The sequence below is a fragment of the Aeromicrobium sp. MLTX1 genome (assembly GCF_046452335.1).
Classification (GTDB): Bacteria; Actinomycetota; Actinomycetes; order Propionibacteriales; family Nocardioidaceae; genus Aeromicrobium.
Genome location: NZ_JBKFDN010000001.1, coordinates 1,855,901 through 1,870,787 on the forward strand (window position 1 = coordinate 1,855,901; position 14,887 = coordinate 1,870,787).

Here is a 14,887-nt window from a genome sequence, read left to right on the forward strand (position 1 = left end):
ACGCAGCGCCGACGACGAGGCGCAGGTCACGCCCGGACTGTGGACGACCGGTGGCAGCCTCGGGTCGCGACCCCGTATGACTGGCCCATGCATGTCACGGGGGGTGACACGTCCCGGCGCGCGCTCGCCCGGCGCACCTCGATCTCCAGATGGCGCCAGCCGCGACTCGTGCTCGGTGCCGTCCTCGTCCTGACCTCCGCCGTCGCCGGCGGCTGGCTCGTCGCCGCCGCGCGCGACTCCACCGACTACTGGCTCGTTCGCGCCGAGGTGAGGGCCGGCGATCCGGTCGAGTCCTCGCAGCTCACGCCCGTGGCCGGGCGGGTCGAGGCGGCGGCGGCCGACTCGCTGGTTCCTGCCCGCGACGGCGTGCCGCGCGGCGTCTGGGCGCGCGACGCCGGTCCCGGCACGCTCGTCACACGGGACGCGGTCGCCGCGTCGGTCGACCGCGGCCGCGAGCTCGCGATGGCGGTCCCCGCGGGCACCGCGCCGCCGGACCTCGCCGCGGGCGACCGGGTCGACGTGTGGGCCGGGCCCGGCGAGAGCGGTGACCCGAGCCGATCCACCCGGCGCGTCCTCGTCGACGTCCCGGTGGTCTCGCTGTCGGGCGTCGACGGCACCGGCTCGCGGACCCTCGTCGTGGACACGGGGCGCGGCGGCCCCGGCGGCGACGTGGTCGCCGCGCTGGGCGCCGGTCACCTCACGGTCGTGCGGGTCCCGTGAGCGCGACCGAGTCCCTGCGCGTGGCGGTCGCGGCGTGCGGGGCGCACTGGGAGGCGGCGGCGCTCGCCGAGATCGAGTCCGACCCGCGGCTCACGCTCGTGCGCCGCTGCGTCGACGTCGCCGACCTGCTCGCCACGGCCGGCACCCACCGTCTCGACCTGGCGCTCCTGGCCGTCGACAGCCCCGGCCTCGACGTGGGAGTGGTGCAGCGGCTGCTCCAGCTGGGCGTGCGCCCGGCCGCCGTCGAGGGCGACGGCTCGCCCCTGGGCATCGACCAGTCGGCGCGGCTCGGCGCGCTGGCGGAGGCGGCGTCGTTGCCGGTCCCCGAGCCGGAGCCCGAGAGCGAGCCCGGTCAGCTCGTCGCGGTGTGGGGTGCGACTGGGGCACCGGGCCGCAGCAGCCTCGCGGTGTCGCTCGCTGCGGCGGCCGCGGCAGCGGGTCGCTCCACCGCCCTCGTGGACGCCGACGTGTACGGCGGCTCGCTCGGCCAGCTGCTCGGGGTCCTCGACGAGGTCAGCGGGATCATGGCCGCCTGCCGCGACGTCAACCGCGGGCGGTCCGGCGCGGCGGGGTCACACCTGCTGCGACTCGCCCCGCACTGGGACCTGCTCACCGGCCTGCCCCGCTCGGACATGTGGCATCACCTGCGGCCCGATGCCCTCGAGGCCGTGCTGCGCGACCTGCGCCGCGACCACGAGCTGGTCGTCGTCGACTGCGGCTTCGGGGTCGAGCCGGCGATGGGGCAGGGGCCGTCGCGCGACCAGGTCACCCGACGCGTGCTCGACCTCGCCGACGAGGTGATGGCGGTCGGCCGAGTCGATCCGGTGGGTCTCGCGCGGCTCGTCCGCGCCCTCGACGATGCGGGTCCGTGGCGGCGCCCGCCGCGTCTCATCCTGAACGGGTTCCGTGCCTCGCTGGGCTGGACCGAGCGCGAGGTCGCCCAGACGGTGCGAGAGCTCACCGGCGTCACGCCGTGGGCGTTCCTTCCGCACGACGGGGCGGGCCACGACCTCGCTCTCATGACCGGGCGTCCGCTCCGTGAGGTCGCGCCGACCTCGGGCTACGTGTCGCGCGTCGAGCGGCTCGCGTCCGAGCTGGTGGCGGCGCGGTGACGGGACGGGCGTCAGATCAGGCTGCCCTCGCCGATCGCGTCGTACACCCCCACGATCTCCGAGCCCAGCACGAAGGCACCGAGGGCGAACAGCACCACGAGCAGGCCGCGGAGGAGCCAGGCTCCGGCCTCGGGCATCCGACGTCCCACCGAGTGCCACAGCAGCCAGCCGAGGGCGAAGAGGATCGTCACCGGGAAGAGCGGGAAGACCCACGGCACCAGTCCGAGCCATGGCCAGCCGCCGCGCAGCAGCGCGGACCCGTCGCGCACGGCCCAGTCCACGGCCGGCGGCATGAGCAGGCAGAAGACCAGCGGCACGGCCAGGGTCAGCGCGATCGCGGCCCACGTCGGATCGAGCCGGGTGAAGTCGACGCCCTCGTCGTGCACCAGCGCGGCACCGACCATCACCGTGCCGCCCACGGCGACCGACAGCCGGCGGAACCACGGCGGACCGAGCGCGAGCCAGCCCAGCGCGAGGTAGATGCCGGCGCCCAGCACGCCCAGGGCCGCGCCGGTCATCAGCAGCTGGAAGGTCCCCGAGGTCGTGAACTCGCCCATGGGGAAGCCGTCGTCGGTGATCGTCCCGTGGTCCTCGGGATTGAGGCCCGCCAGCAGGGCCATGAACAGACGGCCGCCGATGCCGCCCACCAGCAGGCCCAGCGCGGCGCCGACCCACGAGGCTGCGGCGAGACGGCGCGCCGCGGCCATCGCCGGCGCCGACGCTCGGGTCCGTGTCTCCATCCGGGGAGGATGGCACGGTGAGGGCGCGGCTGTCAGCGACTCGCAGCCTTTTCGTTGCCCGTTCGACGGGTGGGTCGGGTGGTAAGTTTCTGGGCTACCGGCGGACCGGACCGAGGCGAGGACAGCAGGGGATCGCATGCAACGACTGAGCCCTCTCGACGCGATGTTCCTGCACCAGGACCATCCCGAGACGCCCCGCCAGGTCGCGTCGCTCGCGATCCTCGAGCCGGGAGACCGACCCCTCGACTACGACCGCCTGATCCAGGTCATCAACGACCGCATCGACCTCGTGCCGCGCTACCGCCAGGTGCCGCGCCGGATCCCCGGCGGCATCGGCATGCCCGTGTGGGCTGACGACGAGCACTTCGACCTGTCGCTGCACGTGCGCCGCTCGGCGCTGCCGCGACCCGGCGGGCGCGATGCCCTGCACGAGCTCGTCGGCCGGCTCATCGCGCGGCGGCTCGACCACGAGCGCCCCCTGTGGGAGCTCTACCTCATCGAGGGACTCCAGGGCGGCGAGATGGCGCTGCTGTTCAAGTCGCACCAGGCGCTCGTCGACGGCTCGCACACGGTCGACCTCGCGCAGGTCCTCCTCGAGGAGACCCAGCGCGACCGCACGATCCCGCACGACGAGTGGACCCCGCGCGCCACGCCCGGCACGGTCGAGCTGCTGGCCGGGTCGGTCCGCTCGCAGCTGAGCCACCCGGCCGAGCTGCTGTGGAACGGCGAGTACCAGTGGTCGCGCGTCGCCTCGCACCTGCCGGTGCTGGGCCCCGACGCCGCCACCCACGGCCCACTCACCGCCACGCTGTCGCGGCACCGGCGCTTCACCTCGGTCAGCGCCCCGTTCAGCGAGTTCCGGCGCGTCCGCGACGAGCACGGCGGCACGGTCAACGACGTCATCCTCGCGGCGATCGCGGGTGGCCTGCGCGGCTGGATGCTCACGCGTGCCGAGCCCGTCACCGCCAAGACCAGCTTCCGCGCCATGGTGCCGATGTCGGTCACCCGCGACGGCCAGGCCGAGGGCGGGCTCCCGACGTCGCTCGGCCCTCTCGTGCGTGGGCTCATGCTCACGCTGCCGGTGGGGGAGTCCAACGCGGTCGTGCGGCTGCACCAGGTCTCCTACGCCCTCAAGGGACACCGTGAGACCGGCTCGGCCGTCGCCGCCAACAAGCTGGCCAACCTGCCCGGCTTCGCCACCTCCACCTTCCACACCGTGGGAGCGCGGGTGGCGGCCGACGAGGCCAACCGCCCCTACCACCTGGTCATCACCAACGTGCCCGGCCCGCAGGACCCGGTCTACATGGCGGGCCAGCAGCTCAAGGAGATCTTCCCGGCGATCCCGCTCACGGGGCACCGGGCGATCTCGGTGGGCGTCACGTCCTACGACGGCCGGGTGTTCTTCGGCATCGTCACCGACCGCGAGTCGGTGCCCGACGCCGACGTGCTGGGCCAGTGCATCCTGGAGGCGCTGGAGGAGCTGACCGAGACGATCGGTCCGAGGCGAGCGCGGGCACCGCGCGGACGGAAGAGGCCCACATGAGCAGGACCCGCGTCTACGCGGCCGCCGACGCCGAGCTGCTGCGCGCGCTGGCCGACGACCGGCCGATCACGCCCGAGCGCGTCACCGCGGCGTCGCAGGACGAGGAGGACGAGTACGACGCCCTGCTGACCGCGGCCGAGCAGGGGCCCGTCGTCGTGTGCGCCGAGCTCGACGACGAGGACGGCCAGATCGTGCTGCGGGACGTGCAGTCGTTCCACGTCGACGCCGACGCCAGTGGCGACCTGGCCTGGTACGCGCCGCAGGAGCTCGCGCAGGTCATCGCGCTGCTCGCGCGCTGAGGGCTCACGCCCGCCAGTCGTAGTCCATCTGCCGCGCCACGCGGGCGCCGAGGCCGTCCTCGATCCGGTCGACGAGGTGCAGGGCCAGGTCGATGCCCGCGGAGATGCCCGCCGAGGTGTAGACCTCCCCCTGCCGGATCCACCGCGGTCCGTCGACGACGTCGAGCCGCGGGAACCGCTCGGCCAGGGCGGCCTGGTCCTCCCAGTGCGTCGTGACGCGCTGGTCGGTGAGGATGCCGGCCTCGGCCAGCAGGAAGGCGCCGGTGCAGATCGACGCGATCGTGGGCGTGCGCGCGCGGGCGGCGATCCACGCGATGACCCGGGCGTCGCGCTCCACGGCGTCGGTGACGCCGCCGGGCACGAGCAGCAGGTCGAAGTCGGGCGCGTCCTCGAGCGAGGCGTGCGTGCCCAGGACCAGCCCACCCCGGGCGACCACGTGGGATCGCCCCGGGTGGACCGAGACCAGGGTGACGGTGAGCTCGGTGGGCGCCGGCTCGCGACCCAGCAGCCGCGCCGCCACCGAGAACACCTCGAAGGGCCCGCACGCATCGAGCACCTCGACGTCGTCGAACGCGAGGATGCCGAACCTCACGCGCGGGACCTCGCCGTCACAGCTGGGTCTTGCCGAACTCCACCTCGTCGCGCAGCGAGGCGGAGATCGCCTTGGCGACCTCGGGCTCGATGCGGCGTCCGATGAGTGGGATCGAGACCTTGACGTCGCCGTCGAGCGACATCGTGGTGGACGAGGCCGTGCCGGCGATCGTGGACGTGCCGGTCATGCGGGCGGGCTGACCGTGGATGTCCACCGAGACGTCGGCGGTGCGGCCGCCCGAGGCGTCGGCCGGGCCCCACTTCTCGACCTGGGTCACCGTGACCGTGTCGCCCGTGAGCTTCCTGATGAAGTCGGGCATGTCCGACTCCATCGTGCGCACGATCGTGACGACGGTCCTGCCGTCCTGCTCCTCCACGGTGACCGTGTAGTCGCGGGCGCCCTGGCGCTCGCACGACTGCTCGCGGAAGGCCTGGTCGCTGACCAGCCCGAAGACCTGCTCGGGGCTGGCGGGGTACTCGTACCGCTCGGTGAGCTTCACGCGTTCTCCTCGGGGGTGGGGGTGCCCTGGCCGAGCCCCTTGAGCTCGGCCAGGCGGGCCTCGATCTCGAGCTGTCCGGCGTCGGCCTCGAGCTCGGCGAACTGGGCGTCGAGGCTGGAGGAGGCCAGCTCCTGCTGGCCGCGCACCTGCGCCTCGACGCGACGGACGCGGTCCTCGTAGCGGCTGAGCTCGCTCGTGGGGTCCAGGATGTCGATCGACTTGATCGCGTCGTTGACCTGCGCCTGCGCCTCCGCCGAGCGGTGGCGGGCGACGAGCTCGTCGCGCTTGGAGTTGAGCTCGGTGAGCTTGGACTTCATCCCGACGAGGCCGGTCTTGAGCTTCTCGACGACCTCGCTCTGCTGCGCGATCATCGGCGCGGCCGCCTTGGCCTCGTTCTCGGCGGTGATCTGCTTGCCCAGCGCGAGCTTGGCGAGCTGGTCGAAGCGGTCGGCCTCGCCCGCGTGGCCGCCTGAGCGCAGCTGGTCGGCCTTGTTGGAAGCGGCGATCGCCTTGGCGCCCCACTCCTTCGCGGCGGCGACGTCCTCGGCGTGGTCGGCCTCGGCGAGGCGCAGGTTGCCGATCGTCTGGGCGACGGCCTGCTCGGCCTCGGCGATCGAGTTCGTGTAGTCGCGGACCATCTGGTCCAGCATCTTCTGCGGGTCTTCCGCCTTGTCGAGCAGCGCGTTGATGTTCGCCTTCGTCAACTGGGAGATGCGTCCGAGGATGGACTGTTTCTGAGCCATGCGTCGAGCATAGTGGCGAACGTGAGCGTGAAGGTGGTGTCGCCGGGACGGCTCTGCACCGAGGCGTCGCCGCCGTGGGCCTGCATGATGGCGCGCACGAGCGACATGCCCAGCCCGGCTCCGCCGGCGCTGCGCGTGCGCGACGAGTCGCCGCGCGTGAAGCGCTCCCAGACCACCGGGACGAGGTCGTCGGACAGGCCCGGGCCGTCGTCGTGCACCTGCACGCGCGTGGGGCCGGTGAGGATGCGCACGGTCACGGTGGTCCCCTCGGGGGTGTGACGCGTGGCGTTGGTCAGCAGGTTCGTCACGGCCTGGTGCAGCCGCAGCTCGTCGCCCTCGACCGAGACCGGCTCGGGCGGCACCTCCAGGCGCCACTTGCGGCGCGGGTCGACGACGCGGGCGTCGGCCACGGCCTCGACGACGAGGTGGGTCAAGTCCACTTCGCGCTGCTCGAGCGGGCGACCGGAGTCGAGTCGCGCCAGCAGGAGCATGTCCTCGACGAGCGCCGTGACGCGCCCGACCTCGGACTCGATGCGGGCGAGGGACTCCTTCGGGTCGGCGTCGGTGCGGCGGGTGAGCTCGGCGTAGCCGCGGATCGTGGTCAGGGGAGTGCGCAGCTCGTGCGACGCGTCGGCGAGGAACTGGCGCACCTGCTGCTCGCTCTCGTGCCGCGCGTGGAGCGCGTCGTCGACGTGGCCGAGCATCTGGTTGAAGGCGGCGCCCACGCGACCCACCTCGCTCACGGGGTCGGTCAGCTCCTCGGGCACACGCGGGGTGGAGGCGACGTCGCCACTGGCCAGGGGCGTCTCGGCGACCTCGTGAGCCACCGAGGCGACCTGCTGCAGCGGCCGCAGCTGGCGCCGGACGATCTCGCGCGCCACGACCGCGGCGGCGCCGATGCCCAGCAGCGACAGCAGCACCTCCCAGCCGATGAGGCTGCGGATCGTGTCGTCGACGTCGTCGGTGGGCAGGCCGAAGGCCACCCGGTCGCCCGTGGCGTTCGTCGTGGCGGCGACGCGGTAGGAACCGAGGCCGGGCAGCTCGACGGTGCGCGGCTCGGAGCCCACCTCGGCCTCACTCATCGCGTCCACCGCCCCGGAGGTCAGCTGGCTGAGCTGGCCGCGGTCGGTGATCCGCACGCCGATGCGGCAGGCCGAGCCGAAGACGGCCGTGACGCTGCCGGCGTTCTGTCCTGGTGGCAGGGTCGGCAGGTCGCCGCAGTCCGTGACGAGTCCGTTCGATCCCGCGCCCGGCCCCTCGACGCGTTCGGCCCGCTCGACCGCTCGCTGCAGGTCGCGGTCGAGCCGCTCCATGAGCGACGAGCGCATGATGATCGTGGCCGTCAGCGCGACCAGCATGCTGACGACCGTCACGAGGGCGACGGAGGACGCGATCAGCCGGCCCGTCAGGGTCTGCGGCCGCATCAGGACGCCGGCGCCTTCAGGACGTAGCCGGCGCCACGCTTCGTGTGGATCATCGGCTCGCGGCCGGCGTCGATCTTCTTGCGCAGGTAGGAGATGTAGAGCTCGACGATATTGTCGTTGCCGCCGAAGTCGTAGTCCCAGACCCGATCGAGGATCTGCGCCTTCGACACGACCCGTCGCTCGTTGCGCATGAGGTAGCGCAGCAGTTCGAACTCGGTGGCGGTCAGCTCGATCGGCGTGCCGCCGCGGGAGACCTCGCGACCGTCCTCGTCGAGCTCGAGGTCGCCCACGACGAGGGTGGGGGTCTCGACCTGCTGGCGTCCGCCGGCGCGTCGCAGCAGGCCGCGCAGCCGCGCGACGACCTCCTCGAGGCTGAAGGGCTTGGTGACGTAGTCGTCGCCGCCCGCGGTGAGGCCGGCGACCCGGTCCTCCACGGAGTCGCGGGCGGTCAGGAAGATCACGGGGACGTCGGGGGAGAAGGCGCGCACCTTCGCCAGGACCTCGAGCCCGTCGTAGTCCGGCAGCATCCAGTCGAGGATCATCGCGTCCGGCGCGAACTCGCGCGCCGCGGCGACGGCCTTGCGACCGGTGCCGGCGATGCGGACGTCGAAGCCCTCGTAGCGCAGCGCCATCTGGAGCAGCTCGGCGATGTTGGGCTCGTCGTCGACCACGAGGACGCGCACGGGGGTGCCGTCGACTCGGGTGAGGGCAGGGGCGACGCTCATGGGTCCAGTGTGGACCGATCCGCGCGGGATGGGCTGAGTCCTCGCTGTGAGACCGCTGTGCGCCCTGGAATCACAGCGGTGTCATTAACACAACTCAACCCTAAAGTTCAACTTTAAGTTCATTTCGGCGTGTCGGTGGTCTAGGCTGTCGCCCATGCGCCGGTTGGGACTCGTGGGACTCGTGTGCCTTTTCGTCATGGCAGGGCTCACCGCCACCACGACCTCGGCGCAGGCGTTCACCGTGATCTGCACCGGCAAGACCAAGTCCGAGGTCGCCAAGTGCGACACCTCCGGCTACGCCGACGTGATGCACCAGATGCACTGGCGGATGTACGCCGGGCACAACTGCACGAACTACGCCGCGTGGCGGATGAAGAAGGCCGGCGTCCCCGAGCCGAAGATCCTCATGGGCAACGCCCGCGACTGGCACACCAACGCCAAGAAGCTCGGCTACGTCGTGGACAACCGGCCGGCCGTCGGCGCGATCGCGCAGTGGTCGAAGGCCGCCAGCCACGTCGCCTACGTCGAGCAGGTCGGCGCGGGCTTCCTGATCCTCTCCGAGGACAGCTACACCTCCAAGACGTACCGCCGGTACAAGGTGCTGACGGGTGCCTCCTGGTACCCCGAGCGGTTCATCCACTTCAAGGACGTCGTGGCGCCGCCGCCGGCCGAGTCTGACCCGACCCCCGCGCCCACGACCCCGGCGCCCGCGCCGGCGCCGGCGGTCACATCGAAGGTCACCGTCTCGGGCCCGGCGAAGGTCACCACGTCGGCCAAGCCGAAGGTGACCGTGAAGGTCGCGGCCGCGAAGGGCGTCGTGCCGCAGGGCACGGTCCGGGTCCGTCGCGGTGGGGTCACGGTCAAGACCGTGAGCCTCAAGGCCGGCCACCGCGGCACGGTCGCCGTCACGCTGCCGAAGATGAAGAGCGGCAAGCAGTGGATCTCGGCGGTGTTCGACGGCAGCGCCCAGGTCCGCAAGGCCACCAGCCCGACGATCAAGGTGGTCGTGACGAAGCCGGCGAAGGTGGTCTCGGCGAAGACCGCGATCGTCCTGCCGGCGAAGCAGTTCACGGTCGGCACGCGCCCCACGGCCACCGTCACCGTCACGCCCACCGACGGGCGCACCACGACCAACGCCGTCTCGGTGTACGTCGACGGCAAGCGGATCGCCTCGCCGAAGCTGACGAAGGCGAAGAAGGGCCGGGTCACGGTCCGCCTGCCCGCCCTCGCGCCCGGCCGCCACACGATCCGCGCGACCTACTGGGGCTCCAAGACCGTTCGCCGCTCGAAGGCCAAGGCCCAGGCGTTCGCGGTCGTCGAGCCCACCACCGTCAACGCGTCGCTGGCGAAGGCCGCGGTGCGCTCCAACGAGCCCGCTCAGGTCACCGCCACCGTCGGAACCGCCCGCGGCGTCGCCCCCACCGCGGGCGAGGTCTGGGTGCTGGCCGACGGCGCGAAGGTCGCCTCCGCCCCGCTCTCGGCGGCCGCGCGCGGCACCGTGACGGTGGCGCTGCCGGTCCTGGCGCCCGGCATCCGTGCGATCTCGGTGCAGTACCGGGGCTCGACCTACCAGACCGCCTCGGCCACGGGCACGATCCCGCTGCTGGTCCAGGAGCGCTCGATCACGGGCACCTCGCTGTCCGCCACGACGATCAAGTCGACCGCGCAGGCGAAGCTCACCATCTCGGTCCACTCCGGTCGCACGGTCCCGCAGACGTCGGGCACGATCGCCGTCCAGGTCGGCGGCAAGCAGGTGGCCACGGTCGCGCTGACCGCCGCGTCGAAGGGCAAGGTCGTCGTGACGCTGCCGAAGCTGGCGGTGGGCAAGCACGCCGTCAGCGCCTCCTTCGGCGGCACCGACCTGCTGGAGCCGTCCACCAGCGTGGTGCGGACCCTCACCGTCACGAAGTAGGCGTCCCGGGGCACGTGCGCGGGCACGTACCCTTGATGTCATGCCTGTCGACTCCGTCTACGCCCGACTCGAGCCGCTGCTCTCGGGAGTCTCCAAGCCGATCCAGTACATCGGCGGTGAGCTCAACTCCACCGTCAAGGACTGGGACGAGGCCGACGTCCGCTGGGCGCTGATGTACCCCGACGCCTACGAGGTCGGCCTGCCCAACCAGGGCGTCCAGATCCTCTACGAGGTGCTCAACGAGCGCGAGGGCATCCTGGCCGAGCGCACGTACGCCGTCATGCCCGACATGGAGGCCGTGCTGCGCGAGCACGACATCCCGCAGTTCACGGTCGACGCGCACCGGCCGGTGGGCGCGTTCGACCTCTTCGGTCTGAGCTTCTCCACCGAGCTGGGCTACACGAACATGCTGACCGCGCTCGACCTCGCGGGCATCCCGTTGCACGCGGTCGACCGCGACGACTCGCACCCGATCGTCCTGGCCGGCGGCCACAGCGCCTTCAACCCCGAGCCGATCGCCGACTTCGTCGACGCCGCCGTCATGGGCGACGGCGAGGAGGTCGTCCTGGCGATCAGCGAGGTCGTCCGCGAGTGGAAGGCCGAGGGCCGTCCCGGCGGCCGCGACGAGGTGCTCGCACGCCTGGCCGCGTCCGGCGGCGTCTACGTGCCGAAGTTCTACGACGTCTCCTACCGCCCCGACGGCCAGATCGGCGCGGTGGCGCCGAACCGCCCGGGCGTGCCCACGCGCGTCGCGAAGCACACGCTGATGGACCTCGACAGCTGGCCGTACCCGAAGAAGCCGCTCGTGCCGCTGGCCGAGACCGTGCACGAGCGCTTCAGCGTGGAGATCTTCCGCGGCTGCACGCGCGGCTGCCGCTTCTGCCAGGCCGGCATGATCACGCGCCCCGTGCGGGAGCGCTCGATCCAGACGATCGGCCAGATGGTCGACAACGGCCTCAAGCAGTCCGGCTTCGAGGAGGTCGGCCTGCTGAGCCTGTCGAGCGCCGACCACTCCGAGATCGGCGAGGTCGCCAAGCAGCTCGGCGACCGCTACGAGGGCACCAACACCTCGCTCTCGCTGCCGTCGACCCGCGTCGACGCCTTCAACATCACGCTGGCCAACGAGTTCAGCCGCAACGGCCGCCGCTCGGGCCTCACGTTCGCCCCCGAGGGCGGCAGCGACCGCATGCGCAAGGTCATCAACAAGATGGTCAGCGAGGACGACCTGATCCGCACCGTCGCCGCGGCGTTCTCGCACGGCTGGCGCCAGGTGAAGCTCTACTTCATGTGTGGCCTGCCCACCGAGACCGACGAGGACGTCCTCCAGATCGGCGAGCTCGCCAAGCGGGTCATCGACACCGGCCGCGAGGTCTCGGGACGCCGTGACATCCGGTGCACCGTCTCGATCGGCGGCTTCGTGCCCAAGCCGCACACGCCGTTCCAGTGGGCCTCGCAGCTCGACCACGAGACCACCGACGAGCGGCTGCGCAAGCTGCGCGCCTCGGTGCAGTCCGACAAGCGCTACGGCAAGGCCATCGGCTTCCGCTACCACGACGGCAAGCCCGGCATCGTCGAGGGACTGCTCTCGCGCGGCGACCGTCGCGTCGGCGGCGTCATCGAGGCCGTGTGGCGCGACGGGGGCCGCTTCGACGGCTGGAGCGAGCACTTCAGCTACGACCGCTGGGCGCAGCAGGCCGCCGAGGTCCTCGAGCCGCAGGGCGTCGACCTCGACTGGTTCACCACGCGCGAGCGCGACCACGACGAGGTCCTCCCGTGGGACCACATGGACTCCGGCCTCGACCGCGAGTGGCTCTGGGAGGACTGGCAGGACGCGATCGACCCCGAGGGTGCCGTCGAGGTCGAGGACTGCCGCTGGACCCCGTGCTTCGACTGCGGCGTCTGCCCCGAGATGGATCTGGAGATCCAGATCGGTCCCACGGGCCAGAAGCTCCTGCCCCTCTCGGTGGTCTGACATGGCCGAGCAGTCGCCCCGCCAGTCGCTGGTGTTCGCCGCCCTCACGGGCCTGGCCTCGATCGTGCCCATCTGGCGCGCCCCGCGTCCCGTCCGCGTCGCCCTGGTGGCGGGCTCGGGTCTGGTCGCCGGTGGCGCCGCCTACGTCGCGCTCACCCGTCCCGACCTGATCGACGCCGACCGCGAGCCGGTCGCCGCACCGCAGTCCGCCGCCATCGGCGCCGGCGTCGCGGTGCTGGCCGGGGGAGGGGCGGCGGTGGGCCTCGCTGTCGACCGTGCCTTCGAGCAGGGTCTCGTCCGGCGCGGCGTGAAGCACCCGCGCCTCGTGCTCGGCGCCGCGGGCGCGGTGCTGTCGTACGCGATCGACGTGCTCGACCGCCGGTTCGACTCGAACTAGCCCGACGTCTCGCCCTGGCTCTCCGACCGCCCCGGCCCCCGACTTTTGTGACGGGATTCGGCCGGATCCGCCTCGGACGGGCGAAAGGCGTCACAAAAGTGGGCCCGGGACGGGTGCGAGGCGGGGGTCGGTCCCGCCTAGCGCAGCGTGTCCTCGAGCATCCGAGGACGGCTGATGACGATGCCGGCGGCGGTGATCGCGCCGGCCGACACGATGAGCGCCACGAGCGGCGCGGTCCACGAGCCGGTGGCGTCGTGGAGTGCGCCGACGCCGAACGGTCCGAGTCCGGCCAGCAGGTAGCCCAGTCCCTGCGTCAGCAGCGACAGCGCGGTCGTCGCCGCGGGCGTCCGGGTGCGCTTGCCGATCATGGCCAGCACCCACGTGAACGCGCCACCGCCGAGGCCGAGCAGCACCGACCACAGCACCGGCAGGCTCGCCGGCGCGATGAGCACGCCGAGCCAGCCCGCCGCGCTCACGACGCCGAAGAACACCGGGAGCACCGGGGTGTCGCCGGTGCGGGCCATGAGCCACGGCAGGGCGAGCGTCAGCGGGATGCCGACGCCGGTGATGACGCCCAGCAGGATGCCGGCCTGGTGCTCGCCGACCCCGCCGTCGGTGAGGATCTCGGGGTACCAGCCGAACTGCGCGTACGCGCCGGCCGACTGGGCGCCGAAGCAGGCGACCATGGCCCAGGCCAGTGGGGACCGCGTGATCTCGCGCAGGGGCAGCCGGTCGGCCGTGGCGGGCCCGGTGTGCACGTCGTGCCGCAGCAGCGCGAGCCACGGCAGGATCGTCACCGCGGCCAGGAGCGCCCACGCCGCGAGGCCGGGCCGCCAGCCGCCGAGCGCCTCGCTGAGCGGCACCGTCGTGATCGACGCGATCGTGGCGCCGCCCATGATCGCGGCGCCGTAGAGGGCGCTGATGAGGGGAATGCGGTCGGGGAAGTGCACCTTCGCCAGTGGGGGAAGGATGACGTTGCCGACGGCCGCGCCGGCGAGGGCGATCGCGGTCGTGCCGAGGAACAGGGGCGTCTCGTCGAGCAGGGTCCGCGCGACCAGGCCCGCGGCGAGCACGGCCAGCAGCGCGACGGCGGCGTGGTGCAGGCCGAAGCGGCGGACGAGCCCGCCGGCGCTGAAGCCGATGATCGCGAAGCACAGGACGGGCAGGGTCGTGAGGATTCCGGCCGTGGTCGGGGCCATCGCGAGGTCGTGGCGCACCTCGGGCAGCACGACGCCCAGGCTGGCGACCACCACGCGCAGGTTCAGCGCGAGCAGGACGATGGCGGCCCCGACGAGCCAGCGCCCGCCGACGCTCGGAGCGGGGGTGGTGGGCTGGTCGGGCACGTGCTCCATCTACGCACACGCCGCGGACGGCGTGACGGGTGGGGCAGGATCAGCGAGGCGCGCCGAAGTTCTGCACCCAGTAGGTGCCGTAGGTCGACGACGAGTCGGTGGCGTAGCCGACGCCCAGGTGGGTGAAGGCGTCGCTCATGAGGTTGGCGCAGTGCCCGGGACTGCCCAGCCAGCCCTGCATGACCTCGGCGGGGGAGCCGTACCCGGCGGCGATGTTCTCCCCGACGGCGCGCCAGTCGTAGCCCTGACGGTCCGCACGGGTCGCGACGGTCGACCCGTCGCGGCCGGTGTGGCTGAAGTAGTCGTGCACGGCCATGTCCTTGGCGTGTCCTTGCGCGGCGGCGGTCAGCCGCTGGTTCAGCGAGACCGGGGCCTGAGCCTCGTGGGTCTTCGCGCCGCACTCGCGCTCGGAGGCGCGGGCCTCGTTGACGAGGCGGAGGATCTCCTGCGAGCGCGCGTCCGGCTTCCACGGTGCCGTGGCGGCGACGCGCTTCACCGGACTGTTCGCGGCCTTGAGCGAGCCCTTGGCCGACACGCGGACGCGCAGCTTGATCGCGGCGCCCGCCTTCGCCGGGGCGCGGTACCGCAGCACGACGCGCCCGTAGCGGTTCGTCCGGGCGCGGTCGGCACTCACCCAGCGGCCGCCCACGTGACGCTGGAGCGTGACGACGCGCGCCTTCGACGCACGACCCTTCGCCGTGACCTTCACCGAGTACTTCAGCGCGGCCCCCGGCTTGGCGGCCTGGCCCGCCTTCGTGAACCCGGCGATCCTCGTCGGGGTCGCGGCGTGTGCCGGCGCGGCGCCCAGGACGAGGGCGCCTGCGGTGAGCAGCACGGCGATGGTGTGACGCATGTGA

The 14,887-nt window shown here is 72.6% G+C and carries 15 protein-coding genes; 7 read left to right on the forward strand and 8 right to left on the reverse strand.

Features of this window, described 5'->3' with window-relative positions:
* Nucleotides 1-87: 87 nt before the first annotated feature.
* A complete protein-coding gene (locus tag ACK99Q_RS09005) occupies nucleotides 88-720 on the forward strand; it encodes a hypothetical protein (protein WP_410185792.1) in 633 nt (210 codons plus the stop codon).
* Nucleotides 717-1,832, forward strand: a complete 1,116-nt coding sequence (locus ACK99Q_RS09010; protein ID WP_410185793.1) for a CpaE family protein — start codon at nucleotides 717-719, stop codon at nucleotides 1,830-1,832. Before ACK99Q_RS09005 ends, ACK99Q_RS09010 begins: the two co-directional genes overlap by 4 nt.
* A gap of 11 nt (nucleotides 1,833-1,843) precedes the next feature.
* Here ACK99Q_RS09010 and ACK99Q_RS09015 read toward each other — a convergent pair whose 3' ends face one another.
* Nucleotides 1,844-2,572, reverse strand: a complete 729-nt coding sequence (locus ACK99Q_RS09015) for a hypothetical protein (protein WP_410185794.1) — start codon at nucleotides 2,570-2,572, stop codon at nucleotides 1,844-1,846.
* 136 nt (nucleotides 2,573-2,708) lie between these two features.
* Between ACK99Q_RS09015 and ACK99Q_RS09020 the strand changes: the two genes are divergently transcribed.
* Together ACK99Q_RS09020 and ACK99Q_RS09025 are read left to right on the forward strand one after the other, a co-directional pair.
* Nucleotides 2,709-4,115: a wax ester/triacylglycerol synthase family O-acyltransferase gene (locus ACK99Q_RS09020; RefSeq protein ID WP_410185795.1), complete on the forward strand. Its 1,407-nt coding sequence runs from the start codon at nucleotides 2,709-2,711 to the stop codon at nucleotides 4,113-4,115.
* Nucleotides 4,112-4,414 (forward strand): hypothetical protein, encoded by a 303-nt coding sequence (locus tag ACK99Q_RS09025; RefSeq protein WP_410185796.1) that lies wholly within the window; start codon nucleotides 4,112-4,114, stop codon nucleotides 4,412-4,414. The genes ACK99Q_RS09020 and ACK99Q_RS09025 overlap by 4 nt, the downstream gene beginning before the upstream one ends.
* A 4-nt stretch (nucleotides 4,415-4,418) precedes the next feature.
* Here the strand turns inward: ACK99Q_RS09025 and ACK99Q_RS09030 are convergent, their stop codons facing one another.
* The 5 genes from ACK99Q_RS09030 to ACK99Q_RS09050 are packed head-to-tail and all read right to left on the reverse strand — an operon-like array spanning nucleotide 4,419 to nucleotide 8,397.
* The gene (locus ACK99Q_RS09030) at nucleotides 4,419-5,006 is read right to left on the reverse strand and encodes a DJ-1/PfpI family protein (protein WP_410185797.1); all 588 of its coding nucleotides are present in this window, start codon (nucleotides 5,004-5,006) and stop codon (nucleotides 4,419-4,421) included.
* Between the two features lie 16 nt (nucleotides 5,007-5,022).
* Nucleotides 5,023-5,505 carry a DUF2505 domain-containing protein gene (locus ACK99Q_RS09035; RefSeq protein ID WP_410185798.1) on the reverse strand — a complete coding sequence of 161 codons (483 nt, stop codon included), beginning with the start codon at nucleotides 5,503-5,505 and terminating at the stop codon, nucleotides 5,023-5,025.
* On the reverse strand, nucleotides 5,502-6,248 hold the full coding sequence (locus tag ACK99Q_RS09040) for a PspA/IM30 family protein (RefSeq protein WP_410185799.1): 747 nt from the start codon (nucleotides 6,246-6,248) through the stop codon (nucleotides 5,502-5,504). Before ACK99Q_RS09040 ends, ACK99Q_RS09035 begins: the two co-directional genes overlap by 4 nt.
* On the reverse strand, nucleotides 6,206-7,672 hold the full coding sequence (locus ACK99Q_RS09045) for an ATP-binding protein (protein WP_410185800.1): 1,467 nt from the start codon (nucleotides 7,670-7,672) through the stop codon (nucleotides 6,206-6,208). Before ACK99Q_RS09045 ends, ACK99Q_RS09040 begins: the two co-directional genes overlap by 43 nt.
* Nucleotides 7,672-8,397, reverse strand: a complete 726-nt coding sequence (locus ACK99Q_RS09050) for a response regulator transcription factor (RefSeq protein WP_179423552.1) — start codon at nucleotides 8,395-8,397, stop codon at nucleotides 7,672-7,674. Before ACK99Q_RS09050 ends, ACK99Q_RS09045 begins: the two co-directional genes overlap by 1 nt.
* Before the next feature lie 154 nt (nucleotides 8,398-8,551).
* Here ACK99Q_RS09050 and ACK99Q_RS09055 point away from each other — a divergent pair, with 154 nt between their 5' ends.
* Genes ACK99Q_RS09055 through ACK99Q_RS09065 form a run of 3 tightly spaced genes read left to right on the forward strand, consistent with a single transcriptional unit; the run spans nucleotide 8,552 to nucleotide 12,678 of the window.
* Nucleotides 8,552-10,309 carry an Ig-like domain repeat protein gene (locus ACK99Q_RS09055; protein WP_410185801.1) on the forward strand — a complete coding sequence of 586 codons (1,758 nt, stop codon included), beginning with the start codon at nucleotides 8,552-8,554 and terminating at the stop codon, nucleotides 10,307-10,309.
* Nucleotides 10,310-10,349: 40 nt separating this feature from the next.
* Nucleotides 10,350-12,281, forward strand: coding sequence for a TIGR03960 family B12-binding radical SAM protein (locus ACK99Q_RS09060; protein WP_410185802.1), 1,932 nt, complete (start codon nucleotides 10,350-10,352; stop codon nucleotides 12,279-12,281).
* Between the two features lies 1 nt (nucleotide 12,282).
* Complete coding sequence (locus tag ACK99Q_RS09065) at nucleotides 12,283-12,678, forward strand: hypothetical protein (protein WP_410185803.1); 396 nt, start codon at nucleotides 12,283-12,285, stop codon at nucleotides 12,676-12,678.
* Nucleotides 12,679-12,815: 137 nt separating this feature from the next.
* On the opposite strand, the gene ACK99Q_RS09070 is transcribed toward ACK99Q_RS09065, so the two are convergent.
* Both ACK99Q_RS09070 and ACK99Q_RS09075 read right to left on the reverse strand, forming a co-directional pair.
* On the reverse strand, nucleotides 12,816-14,021 hold the full coding sequence (locus ACK99Q_RS09070) for a CynX/NimT family MFS transporter (protein ID WP_410185804.1): 1,206 nt from the start codon (nucleotides 14,019-14,021) through the stop codon (nucleotides 12,816-12,818).
* 49 nt (nucleotides 14,022-14,070) lie between these two features.
* Nucleotides 14,071-14,883 carry a CAP domain-containing protein gene (locus ACK99Q_RS09075; RefSeq protein WP_410185805.1) on the reverse strand — a complete coding sequence of 271 codons (813 nt, stop codon included), beginning with the start codon at nucleotides 14,881-14,883 and terminating at the stop codon, nucleotides 14,071-14,073.
* Nucleotides 14,884-14,887 lie beyond the last annotated feature (4 nt).